Origin of the sequence: Caballeronia sp. LjRoot31, assembly GCF_964253885.1 — a bacterium.
Lineage (GTDB): Bacteria > Pseudomonadota > Gammaproteobacteria > Burkholderiales > Burkholderiaceae > Caballeronia.
This window is the reverse complement of the sequence record NZ_CAXURX020000001.1, coordinates 2,499,468-2,512,594: the sequence shown is the minus strand read 5'-3', so window position 1 is coordinate 2,512,594 and position 13,127 is coordinate 2,499,468. Positions and strand designations below refer to the sequence as shown.

At 58.8% G+C, this 13,127-nt stretch carries 6 protein-coding genes; 1 reads left to right on the top strand and 5 read right to left on the bottom strand.

The window, feature by feature from the left end:
* Window positions 1-21: 21 nt before the first annotated feature.
* Window positions 22-1,194: a glycosyltransferase family 4 protein gene (locus ACSQ8V_RS11040; RefSeq protein ID WP_436183156.1), complete on the top strand. Its 1,173-nt coding sequence runs from the start codon at window positions 22-24 to the stop codon at window positions 1,192-1,194.
* Between the two features lie 1,185 nt (window positions 1,195-2,379).
* Here the strand turns inward: ACSQ8V_RS11040 and ACSQ8V_RS11035 are convergent.
* From ACSQ8V_RS11035 to ACSQ8V_RS11015, 5 genes are all read right to left on the bottom strand, one after another.
* Window positions 2,380-4,779: a polysaccharide biosynthesis tyrosine autokinase gene (locus ACSQ8V_RS11035; protein ID WP_436205739.1), complete on the bottom strand. Its 2,400-nt coding sequence runs from the start codon at window positions 4,777-4,779 to the stop codon at window positions 2,380-2,382.
* A gap of 33 nt (window positions 4,780-4,812) precedes the next feature.
* Window positions 4,813-6,126: a polysaccharide biosynthesis/export family protein gene (locus ACSQ8V_RS11030; protein WP_436181928.1), complete on the bottom strand. Its 1,314-nt coding sequence runs from the start codon at window positions 6,124-6,126 to the stop codon at window positions 4,813-4,815.
* A gap of 1,041 nt (window positions 6,127-7,167) precedes the next feature.
* The gene (locus ACSQ8V_RS11025; protein ID WP_213761568.1) at window positions 7,168-7,902 is read right to left on the bottom strand and encodes a Crp/Fnr family transcriptional regulator; all 735 of its coding nucleotides are present in this window, start codon (window positions 7,900-7,902) and stop codon (window positions 7,168-7,170) included.
* A gap of 572 nt (window positions 7,903-8,474) precedes the next feature.
* Window positions 8,475-11,006: a glycosyl hydrolase 2 galactose-binding domain-containing protein gene (locus tag ACSQ8V_RS11020; protein WP_436205738.1), complete on the bottom strand. Its 2,532-nt coding sequence runs from the start codon at window positions 11,004-11,006 to the stop codon at window positions 8,475-8,477.
* A gap of 1,130 nt (window positions 11,007-12,136) precedes the next feature.
* Entirely contained in the window at window positions 12,137-13,096 is a 960-nt protein-coding gene (locus ACSQ8V_RS11015; protein WP_255631123.1) for a DUF1839 family protein, read from the bottom strand.
* Between the last annotated feature and the right edge of the window lie 31 nt (window positions 13,097-13,127).

The following is a 13,127-nucleotide window of genomic DNA, read 5'->3' as shown; positions in this document are numbered from 1 at the left end:
CTGCAGCAGACGGGTTTCATCATGAAAGTGGCTATTGTTCACGACTGGCTGGTGGTGTCTGGCGGCGCGGAGAAGGTGCTGGAGCAGATGATTGCGTGCTTTCCGCAGGCAGATATCTTCAGTCTGGTGGACTTCCTCGAAGACCGCTCCATTGTTCACAACAAGCCAGTGAAGACGTCCTTCATTCAGGGGCTTCCCTACGCGAAGAAAAAGTATCGGGGGTATTTGCCGCTGATGCCGCTTGCTATCGAACAGTTCGACTTGTCCGGCTATGACCTTGTGCTCTCGAGTTCGCATGCGGTAGCGAAGGGCGTGCTGGTCGGGCCTGACCAGACCCATGTGAGTTATGTGCATTCACCCATTCGATACGCGTGGGACTTGCAACATCAGTATTTGCGTGAGGCGCGTCTTGAGCATGGACCGCGGTCATGGGCTGCGCGCATGTTGCTGCATTACCTGCGCAACTGGGACGCGCGCTCGGCTAACGGTGTGGACCGCATGATTGCGAATTCGCAGTTCGTGGCTCGCCGGATCATGAAGAGCTATAGGCGTGAAGCGGCGGTCATTGCACCGCCGGTTGATGTCCAGGCATTCGAGGTGGGTGACAAGAAGGGCGACTTCTATTTGACCGCTTCGCGGATGGTGCCTTACAAGCGTATCGATATGATTGTGGAAGCGTTTGCTTCCATGCCTGATCGCAAGCTGGTGGTGATTGGCGATGGTCCGCAGATGGATCTGGTGAGGTCGAAGGCCACGCCTAATGTGAGTATTTTGGGGTATCAGTCGTTCGAGGTCTTGAAGGATCATATGCAACGCGCCAAGGCGTTTGTGTATGCCGCGGAAGAGGATTTCGGCATTGCCATAGTGGAGGCTCAGGCATGTGGCACACCGGTGATTGCTTATGGCAAGGGTGGGGCGCTGGAGTCGGTGGTGCCGCTTGGATCGCCAGGGGCGACGGGGTTGCATTTCATGACCCAGACATCGGCGGCGTTGTGTGATGCCGTGGAGCGGTTCGAGGATTGTTCGCATGCCTTTACGGTTGCTGCGTGCCGCAGGAATGCTGAGCGGTTTGGTGCTGCTGATTTCCGTCGACGGTTTATTGTCGAGGTGTTGAACGCGATGGCCAAGGCCGGTCCTAGCCGGGAGAGCGAGCTGACGAGTGTTATGCCGCCGGCGTATGTTAAGGCCGCTTAGGGCGGTGGTTTTTCGTTCGCGCCGGTGGACGGGTTTGGGTTTTGGCGGTTTCGGGCGTAGGGGTCGGGGTTGGTGCTGGATTGGTCGGTTCTGAGGTTAGCGGTCGGGGTCTATGCCGGGTTGCTGCTTTCAGTGTTAGTGGTCTGCGAGAGTCGGATTTTCTCTTTATCACTATTAGCCACTGTGCGTGGCGGCACGTCGTTTCTTTGTCCAAAGCGACAAAGAAACGAAGCAAAGAAAGCGCTTTTAAACCACGCTACCCTAAGTGTCCACAGCGTGCAGTTTCTATTCATAGGTGCCCCAAAAGCACGGTGCTCGCCAGAGCGGAGGATGTGTGAAACCCTCCTTCTCCGAACACGGATACCCACACGCTTCGCCACCAGTGATTGAACCTGTCCAAGGGGCACCCCGCGCTGCGCGCGTACCACGCCCGAACAAAATAATTCGAATCGCATAGTCACCACCTCCATGCATTTCATGTCCCCGCATCTCATACATCCCCATGAATACCCAAAATTCCTAGCAGATAAGATTGATCTCATAGTTTTTATTTTTTGAAAAAAATAGGAAAGCTAACAAATATCTGAGAGGATGCACGCGCACCTTAGGTGCGGATCGGGCCGTGGTTGACGCATTAGAAATGAAGCAACAGATGCGCGTCAGGCGGAACTGATCCATGGGCGCTCGTGCTTGCCCGAGAGCACTGGTGGCGAAGCGTGTTCATGTCAGGATTCGCGAGAAGGAGGGGTTCACACATCCGTGGCTCTGGCGAGCACCGTGCTTTTGGGGCACCTATGAATCAAAACTGCACGCTGTGGACACTTAGGGTAGCGTGGTTTAAAAGCGTTTTCTTTGCTTCGTTTCTTTGTCGCTTTGGACAAAGAAATGACGTGCCGCCACGCACAGTGGCTAATAGTGATAAAGAGAAAATCCGACTCTCGCAGACCACCACGGCCGAAAGCACCAACCCGGCATAGACCCCGACCGCTAACCCTGGAACCTAGCACCCCGACATCAACCCCGACCACTATCCACAAACTCCCCAACACCTACCCCGTCCACCGGCGCGAGCGAATAACCCAGTGCGAATAAAAAATAACGCCCGCTTGCGCGGGCGTCAAAAACACTGGCAGCCTTACTGGCTATCTCATCTCACAGAACCAAAACATCTCCCCCGAACAACCTTCAATGCTTGACGTCGGCAGCGAGCGGATCGCTGGTATACGTATAAGCGTAAGCATAATCATAAGTGCCCTTGCGACCACCACTCTTGGCCGGCATGGCATTCAACACCCCCCCCACAACCCTGGCATGCGCCCGTTTAAGTTTCTTCAGCGAATCCGCGATATTCTTTTCCGAGTGAGCACCCGAACGCATAACCAGTACGGTAGACCCAGCCAAACTGGCAATAACAGCCGCATCCGGCACCGCAAGCAACGGCGGTGTATCAACAATGACCAGGTCAAACTGCTTCTCAAAAGCCTGCAACAGCGAAGCAAACCGTGCTGACGTCAGAATCTCCGACGGGTTAGGCGGATGAGCACCCGAACCAATGAAGTGCAACCCCTGCACGCCTGTCTCGCGAGCAGCCATCTCGAAGTCCGTCTGCCCGGTGAGCAACTCAGTAAGCCCACCATGTGAAGACCGCCCGAGATACTGAGCCAGTCGTCCACGACGCAGATCCGCATCGATAAGCAGCACCCGCTTGCCGGACTCCGCGAGCAGCGCGGCAAGATTGGCAGACAGGAAACTCTTGCCATCGGACGGCGCCGGACTCGTAATGGCAATCACCCGGTTAGGCGCATCGACAAGCGCAAATTGCAGCGTCGCCCTAAGCCCGCGAAGCCCTTCAATCGATGTATCGAACGGATGCGTCGTGGAAAGCAAAGGCTGCGTGGCACTGCGTGAAGCCGGCAAAACGGTCGCGTTCTGAAGCGCCATTGCCACCGGCGCTTTCGCAGAAAGACCAAGCGTCGAACCAAGTCCATCGCCCACCGACTGCGTACCCAGCCGCTTCACCCCACTCGCCGTCCCTTTCGTCGAAGGCAGCGCAACCGGACGATCAAGCCGCGCACGATCAAGCCGGGCTTGCTCGGCACTGAACGGAATGGCGCCGAAGATCGGCAAGTTAAAGCGGCGTTCAACCAGATCCGGATCGTCCACACCCGCAAAAAATGCACGTCGTACAAAGGCAAACACAACCCCCGCGATCACCCCAAGCAAACCACCCGCGGCAATGATTAACGCAGCCTTGGGCTTGACGGGCTGCGAGGGTACAAGCGCCATATCGATGATATGTACATTGCCGACCGTCCCCGCACGGCTGATCGACAACTCCTGGGTCTTGTTCAGCAGGGCAACATAGATTTCGGAGTTGACCTTCGCTTCACGTTGCAGCGAAACAGCCTGACGCTCCGACCCCGGCAACGTCTTGAACTGGTTCTCGAAGCGCGACTTCTCTACATTGAGCGCGGCGAGTTGCGCATCGATTGCATGGACTTCGTCAGCCCCATCGGTAAAGCGCTGCAGTAGCTGCACACGCTGCATCCGCAATGCGGCAATCTGGCGTTCATAGTCAAGTCCGCCGGAGAGATACGTCTGCGCTTCCTGAGTGGGCTGGAATGATCCGGCGGCGGTTTGATATTGCGCCAACGCGGTTTCGCTGGCGCGCAATTCATCACGTACTCGCGGCAGTTCGTTGTTCAGGAAGGTCAGCATGCGGTTCGCTTCTTCCTGCGCACGCTCTGTACGCTGCTTCAGATAGGACGCAGCCACTGCATTCGCAACTTCCGTAATGAAGATCGGCTGCGCGCCGCTATACGAAATCTGCACAATGCCCGTGTCCTTGCCTTTCTCTCCGACCTGCATGCCGGCACCAAAGGCCTGCACGGCTTCAAGCTGCGAGGCACGCGTGACGAAGAACTCGGTGCCGGGACGCGCAACCAGTTGACTCACCATCAGCGTGACGCCATTGCCTGTCGCGAGGGTACCGGCTTCGCCTTTGAGCAGTTCGTGATTCTCTGCATCGAGCAGCTCGAAGCGGCCTTCTCCAAGCGCACGTAACGTAAGGCGCTGATCCTGCAAGATGCTCGGCACGTCCACCGAGTCCACCTTGAACTCTTCACCGCCCCAGGCGTATGAATCGAAGCCGAACAGGGCGGGAAGGGGACGACCGTTATGCGCGAACAACGACGTCACCCGGCCAATCACCGGCATGACGTTCGAGGACGTGCCGAAGTTCAGCTTGAACTGTTCGACCACCGGGTCGATCACCGCGCGGCTCTTGATGATCTCGATCTCAGCGTCGGCATGCAGCGAACCCGCACTCGGCATCAGCGCCGCGGCAAGCGATGCCTGGGCGCTGTTGGGTGAGTTGGGGCTGGGTGTTTCCACCTGCACCAGCGCATCTGCCGAATAGACGGGCGTTGACATCTTCGCGTACAGGACGGCGGCCAGCAGGATGCTGAACGCAATGCCCAGCACCCACCAGATCTGGTCCACAATCATCCGCACCAGATCACGCAGGACAAACTCCTCGTCCTTGGCCGGCGTGGGCGAATGTTCCAGCATTTCATAAGTACTCATGTCGCACTCCAGGCGTAACAAGTGACACTCGTGTCAGCGGGTGGTTTGTATGGTGTAGAACAGGGTCTGGATGGTCGGCGAGATCTGCTCGAGCACGCGGTTGAAACGAGCAGCGCTGGCAACCTGCACATAGACCACGTCGCGCGGATGCAAGTCGAATTGCGTCATCAGCATCAGCGCATCCACCTGCGTCATGTCCAGTTTGTACACACTAAGATCGAGCGGCCGCGCAGCTGGCGCCATGCTTCCATCGGCGGAGGTAATGGCCGACGTCTTGAGCATGCCGCCTTTCGCGAACTGCTGGTCCGAACCGCGGATCACATAGATCATGCGCGGATCGGCAGAGTGCGGGTCGATGCTGTTGGCATTGGCGAGCGCGTCGGCCAGTGTGAGATGACCACGGTTCATCGGTATGGTCTGCGGCTTCGCCAGTTCACCAAGCACGAACACCCGGCTCTTGGTGCGATCCGGTACGTCGATGATGTCGTCATCCTGCAGCAACACATTCTGCTGGATATCGCCGCGATCGAGCAGGGCGGCTACATCGACTGCATAACGATGACCGTCGCGCGTGATGCCGACATTCTGCAGGTCGGCATCGGGATTCGCTCCACCCGAGCGGTTGATGGCATCGATGACGGACAGCGGCACGTCGGTGATCGGCTGCGACGAAGGTTGCTTCAGGTCGCCGGTGACCTGGACCTGCTTGCTATAGAAGCCGGTTATGCGAACGTCGAGCTGCGGATTGCGAATGGTCTTCGAAAGACCTTTGGTCAGGGCCTCTTGCAGTTCCTCAGCGGTCTTGCCAACTGCTTGTACACGGCCTACGCGCGGAAAGAAAATGGTGCCGTCATTGGCCACGCGCACGGTCACGCCGCCGGCTTCGGGGGCGCTCGTGCCGCCAGTGCCGCCGGCCGCGCCAATAGGCGCGCCGCCGCTCGCTGCCGTGCCGCCGGGTGACGCCGAGGGCAGCGGCGGTAAGCCCGCCGCCCCCGTGCTCGCCGAGATGCCGGCTGAGCTGAATTCAGGGTGATCCCATACCGTGACGCTGATCTGGTCGTTCACACCAACGTGATACGCGTACAGCTTGCGCGTGTCCCTGGTGAGACAGGTCAGCGGACATACGCTCGCAAGCGTTGCATCGCCCATGCGCGGATGGGTCTCGAAGTAGGTGACGTCAATAGGCTGGACGTGATACTTCACGTTCGCCTGGGCGACGCTTTCCGGTGACGGCGTCTGGTCCAGCCGGTCGGTGTCGAGATACGGTCCGGGCGCAATCGCGCAACCGGTAAGCGATGCTGTGAAGGTCGCGCCAGCCAGCAGTGATACGAGTAGTTTGATGTTCATATTAGTAGTCCTCGCGTTACGGATACGCTGAATCTCCTCAGCGCAAAGTCTCCTGCCTGTCACCGCGCAGTGCGCGTAGGGGGTGCTTCCCGTGCATGACATGAGCGCCTTCGCAGCTCTGGTCCCGGTGTTACTCGCGACTGGGTTTCTTCCCCGGTCCACCCATCGCGGCAACCACTCGTGACAACAGCTAACGCTCCCCGTCTGACTATCGGACGGGTGTTCACACAGGAAGAACCACAGGTTGAAAGGCGCGCGGCAGGAGATCCACGTACCTTCGAAAAAAATCTGTATTGACTATGTTGCTCTACAGCCTCGCTTCATTTCTTCTCACCGCTTATATCGTCCGGGTTGCTCGCACTTGCCGGCCATGAAGGTCAAGGCGGAGGCGCGCATCTGGCCGTTCGATATGACATCGTGGCGTTATCGGCAGGGTCGGTAAGTGCGCTTGCGCACGTCCGGGTCTTACTTCACACAAATACTTTTTGCGTGAGACCGCGTGCTGGATGTACTTGACGCGGGACTCCTGAACATCTCGCTTACTACGTGAAGCAGAAACTCGTGAAGCAGAAACTTTATCGTGGCGCGTCGCGAGATCAATCATGCGCGCAGCTCTTCGATTCAAATGCTGTTCAGATAATCGGCAATTCAGCATGCGCGACTCGAGAGACGAAATGATGAAAGCGCCTTCAACGAATGCGAGCGTGCCGGTGCGGGTCGATGCAAAGTCGAACGCAGCAGGCCGGGTTGTCTGGAGAACGTCATCGGCGCCCACGCCAACATCAGGCGCACGATCACGATTGCAGGAAGGGGAGAGCACGGGGTCGGCCGGAACGACGATGAACTGCTGCGGGGGAAGTCCGTTTCGCGTGCTTCTGCAATACGGGAAATTCCACCGAACCTGCGGTCCATCCGAACGATCCAGACACGCCGAACAACGAGGCCGATTCGCCAATAGCGCCCAAGGGTCGCGTCGAGACACAAGCGCCGAACACTTGAGGCCATGGCCTGGCTCCTTCACTCCTGCACCATGTCCCGTGTTCAGTGAACCGCTTCAGCCTGATGCAGACGCGGCAGCAACCGGTCGAATTCACGCTTGACGATGCCGTAGCATTCGCATGCACGCGACTCGAGGCCTTCGCGATCCAGGACCTTGATGCAACCACGGCTGTGATGGATCAGGCCGGCGTCATGGAGCTTGCCTGCGGCTTCTGTCACGCCTTCACGACGCACGCCCAGCATGTCGGCAATCAACTGCTGCGTGACTTGCAATTGATTCGACGTGGTGCGATCGATTTCGATGAGAAGCCAGCGGCACAGTTGCTTGCTGAGCGAGTGGTGGCGATTGCATGCCGCCGTTTGCGCAACTTGCGTGAGGAGGGCTTGCATGTACAGCAGCATCAGGCGGCGCAGGAAGTCAGAGCGGCCAAACTGTTCACGCAGTGCGGATGCGCTCATGCGATAAGCGAAGCCCGGGCATTGCACCTGGACACGCGTCGGCATGGTTTCGCCGCCAGTCAGTACCGGCACGCCGGTCATGCCTTCACGGCCGACTGCTGCGATCTCTACCGAACCGCCGTCTTCCATCGTATGCAGAAGGGAGATGATGGCGGTGGTGGGGAAATACACGTGATGAATACGTTGTCCCGAATCGCACAGCAATTGGTCGGTGCGAAGTTGAACCAGTTCAAGATGCGGCGTGAGGGCTTGCCATTCGTGTGCGGGAAGCGCACCCAACAAATGATTGCCGTGCAGGTCGGACTGAAGGGTCAGCATGATGTTCTTCTCTCGTAACTTTGCGCATTGCGCCTTACTTGTTATTTACCGGTCAGCGATTCGTTTCGTGGATGCATCTGACGGCATCCATCGAAACGTGTCGCGACCAGCCCCGTAAGCAACCCGGCATCGTCATTTAGTTGAATTCGTTTTTCGACGGTGCCGGTGCTGCGAGACTCATTTAGCGAGGACCGTGCCAGCAATGCGCTATCTCAATGCCATCATGGCGTCGTGCTTCAAGCGCGGTGAGCGCGAATCCGCAGATGGATATTTTTGTTTCACTCTTGAACATGGCGTCAGTAGACAGGCGCTATTGATGCGATTGATGCAGCGCACGCTTTTGTCTGCGCAATGCCTTGCTGGTGGCCCGTTAGAGTTTTTTTCCGGACGTGCAACGCGACCCCGGGGGCTTGTGCGTTGAGGGGGCGAGGCACCATTCGTCGGTTGTTTTAAAATTGATTCAGAACTGTTCCATCGACTTGGTGCGCTAGCGAACGCATTTGCTTCGCAGCGCCGCTTGACACGCTTGCACGGCGTGATGGAACGCATGCCGCCTTGCTCAGCATGGCCTTCTAATTTCGCTGGTACCCAATTGAAAACGTTGCGTTGAGTGCACGAACCTCACCTTCTGGCGGATGAGAAGTGTTGCGCTGGCGACCAACCAGCGCGATCCGGCGTTCGCGGCCGGGTGCCAGATGGAACCAGTCGAGCGTCGCGCGATAGTGTGGATCGACGATATGAACCCAGCGTGCCAAACGTTTGGCGCTCACTACCAGCTCCCAGTTCTCATTGCTGGTTTGTTCCACGCGAACCTCGAGTCCGAGTTCGTGGCGCTGCGTGCAGGCGCGCTCGGGGAAGTGGAATGCTTCTGACAACACGGTGCCGCTAACCTTGTCTCGCAAGGTAATCACGGTGGCATCGTGGGCACGAGGACCGAATCTGTACGCGTAGGTGAAATCGAAGAACTGGCCGAGCAGGTCAGAGGCCTGAACGCGCGCTGTACTGCGCGCCGCGAGCGTTACGTCTCTCGACGCGCTCGCCACTTTCGTTGCGCCGTCACGAAGACACGCGAGTTCGAGGCGGGCGTCGATGGGCACGGCAGTTTCATTGATCAAATGCACATCGAGGCCATCAAGGCCCTCATCGGTGATGAGGGCTGCCACGGGGCGCAAAACCTGCGCGAGGCCGTGCCAGGCGCTTTTGGGCGCTCCCAGGGCGTCGATTACACCCCAGCCCGCGCCCGGCCTCAGGTCCTGCAACTGCCAGACGATCCCGCCGGCGCACGACGAGCCATGGCGGCGCCATTCCGAGAAGACTTCGGTCATGACCTCGGCCACAACCGCGCGCGACAGGTCGAGATATCGCTCGGGGTCTTCGTATCGAAGGCGGGCGGGGTCGACCTGGTAGAGCGTGCGCAGGTAGTACTCGCGCACGTCGTCGAAGTCCCAGCCTGCGCCGGGGTCTCGCGGCACGGCGGCTTTCCAGCGGGGCTCATGCGGCTTCGATGCGAGCGGCACGGTGTTGAGCGCGACATCGTCGGGGACGTTGGCGAACGCCAGGCATTCGCTGGCGAAGCGGACGTTCGCGCGGCGGGCGTCTTCGAGCGGCCGCTGGTAAGCGCCCACGCCGTAGTAATGCGTGACGCCGGCGCGCGTGGCGAAGGGCCACGCGGTGACCCCGGCGTCTCCAGTGTCTCCAGCGTTTCCAGTGGGTATGCTCGGCGAGTTCATCACGTAAGGCACATCGGGCCGCAGCGCCGCCACGATCGACGGTAACTGCTGCGTGAACAACGTTTGCGTGCGCAGTTCGGGCGGCAGGCCAAGCATGGCGCCTTGCTGATCGGCTTCACTGCCGCCGCAGAGCACGGCAAGCGAAACGAAGCGCCTTGTGCGCGACAGGAATTGTTCGGCTTCGTGCTGGACACTGGCCGTGAAGGCGGCATCCGTCGGATAGTCGAAATTCGCAAATGCAAAATCTTGCCAGATCAAAAGTCCGTATTCATCCGCCAATCCATAGAGGGCATCGGACTCATAGAGCATCGTGCCGCCCACGCGCAAGAGGTTCATGCCGGCGTCGCGGGCGAGCTGGAAAAACGTTTGCGCCTGTTCACGCGAACCGCTGAGCGACACGAGATCCGCGTGCGTCCAGCATGCGCCGCGCGCAAAAACAGGCACGCCGTTCACCACTAGCTGAAAGCCATCGCCCAACGGGCCGCGGTCTACGCGCAGTTCCCTGAAGCCGATGCGCCCAAGCTCGATCACTTCACTGTCAGCAAACTCGAGCGCCACGCGATGCAAGGCAGGTTCGCCATGCGTATGTGGCCACCAGCGCGGCACATCGGGAACGCGCAAGGTTCCCGCAAGCGTTTGCGTATCGCGCCATTGCAGCGTTATTGATGCATCGTTGCAAACAAGTCGTGCGATCTGTTCAGGTTGCGGATGGACAAACCGGAGCGTCAGGTGAATCAGGCCGTCGTTGCCGTCGAGGCTTGAATGCAGGTCCACACGATCGATCGACGTGGCTGACTCACCAAGTAATTCCACCGGCCGCCATGGGCCCACCGCTTGTATCGGCGGGCACCAGCCGGGCATGTGGCCGAGCAGGGTTGTGCGAACGTTGCGCAGCGTGGCCGGTTGAGCGAGCCTTGGCCGCCAGCGTGCGCGGGTGCGTTTGGCTGCGAGCGCGGCACTCAGCGAACGAAAGCAGAGATAGAGCGTGGCATTGCCATCCAGATGCAGGTCGAGATCGTGGGCGACGAACATCGAATCGGAATCGAGCAGTTTTGTATTGTCGAGCCAGACTTCCGAAAGTGTTGCAAGTCCGTGCATGCGCAGGCGGCGCTGCCCTTTTTCGCATAGGACCAGTCGATACCAGTGGTCATCAAAAGCGAATGTCGGGGGGGACTCGAGATCGAGCTTGCCGGCGTCTCGCCACGCCGATGCAACCGTGCCGGGCACGGGTGCGGCGAGCCATTCGTCAGTGCTCAATGCAGCGGGCGTGGCGTAAGCGCCGGCGCGCGTGGTGAGGCACTCCCAGCCTTCGGACAACAGGCGTGGAAAAAAAGCGGACGGCGAAGCACTGGTACCGGGCGACGGGACGCTCATGGCGGTTTCCTCGAATGGTGTGGTGGGTTTCGTTCGCACTCGGGGTTGGGGGGCAGGGTGGTTGTTGGTCGGGTGGTTGTTGGTGCTTTCGGCGCTTGTGGTCAGGGGTCAATTCCGGGTTGCTAGGTTCTGAGGTTAGTGGTCGGGGGTCTATGCCGGGTTGGTGCTTTCGGCCGTGGTGGTCTGCATGAGTCGGATTTTCTCTTTATCACTGTTAGCCACTGTGCGTGGCGGCACGTCATTTCTTTGTCCAAAGCGACAAAGAAACGAAGCAAAGAAAGCGCTTTCAACCACGCTACCCTAAGTGTCCACAGCGTGCAGTTTCTATTCATAGGTGCCCCAAAAGCACGGTGCTCGCCAGAGCCACGGATGTGTGAACCCCTCTTTCTCCGAACACCGATACCCACACGCTTCGCCACCAGTGATTGAACCTGCCCAAGGGGCACCCCGCGCTATCCGCGGACGACCGACCACCAATTTGTACGCGTGACGGACCACGTAGCCAACCCGCCTGGAAACAAAGCCCCAAAATGCGTAAGGCCGTATCCAACGAAAATAACTGTCTAGGCCGTGCAGCAAACTCACCAAAACTGAAGTAGTAAATCCGCATCAGGCTGTGACCCACGAATATGGCCGCGTAGACCGGGGAGTTAACCCCAAAAAAGCCGCGACCGTAAATACGTGTGAGGCCATTTGGATTACTTAGCAATGGTTCTTGCCCGAGAGCGTACGGGGCGAAGCGTGTTCGTGTCAGGATTCGCGAGAAGGAGGGTTTCAAACATCCTTCGCTCTGGCGAGCACCGTGCTTTTGGGGCACCCATGAATGAAAACTGCACGCTGTGGACACTTAGGATAGCGTGGTTGAAAGCGTTTTCTTTGCTTCGTTTCTTTGTCGCTTTGGACAAAGAAATGACGTGCCGCCACGCACAGTGGCTAATAGTGATAAAGAGAATATCCGACTCAGGCAGACCACTAAGGCTGAAAGCAGCAACCCGGCATTGACCCCGGCCACTAACCCCAAACCGACCAACCCGGCATAGACCCCTGACCACTAACGCCGAAAGCACCAACCAACCAAACAACCACCCGTCCGCCGGCCCCCAACCCCGAGTGCGAACGAAACCCAGCCCTTAACGTATCAACGCCGCAAGCGGTTCCACAATTTTCTCGTAGGACTCTTCCAGCACATCGAAACACTCATGACAGGGGTCCCGCCGGCCACGAGCAATCGCCCGCACCAGCCGGAACTGCATCACCATCGACTCGGTCGCAATACGTTGCGCTGCAATCGGCATGGCCTCGGGAATCGCGAAACCACGCTCGCGCACCCAGACAAGGTATCTCGACATGAACTCGAAGTTCGAGCCGAGTTGCCGCATGACGTTGAAGGTGTACAGGTGGAAATGCTCCGGGCCACGCTCGAACAGCATCTCGAGATGCTCGGGAAAAGCCGCCCGCCATTGCGTGATCGGATTGCGCGCCGGACGCCGCTGCAAATGCGCAACCAGCAGATCCGCAGAGGCTTCCGCCAGCGCCGTGCCGCTCAGCGCAGGCCGTGCACGCTTGCAGAACTCCACGTACGGAAACAGCAACTCGGGACGGCCATCAAGTTCCGGCAGCCGGCGAAACACACCTTCATAGTCCTCGCCCTCCAGCACGAAGTAACCCGTGTTGTGGAAATAACCAAGCCGGCGCGAGCGCGGATCGATGTAATCCACGCCGATGGTCGTCTTCGTGTGATCGTGCCGGTATGACGTGGCGCGCGTATCGGGCAGGTAAAACGCATCGACTTCAGCCAGCACGGTATGGCCGCGCTGGGTCTGCGTACGCACGCGGTCTTCCAGTGAATCGTAGATGGCCAGCTCCTGGACCTGCAAACCATAGAGCTTGTCGAGGTCCTCCAGCGGAAACTTGAAGAACGTGAACTGGTCGCCCTCGAAGTCCTGAGTGACCGTAAACGCCAGCGCCGCGCGCGGATCGAGTCCATAGCCGTGCAACAACTCGATCCACAAATCCACGTAGCAATTTGTTTCCGCCCAGACCCGTTCGCCCTGATGCAGCGAGTGCGACTGGTGCTTGCGCACGCGCATGTGGGGTGGGCGCAATTGCACGACCCGGGCG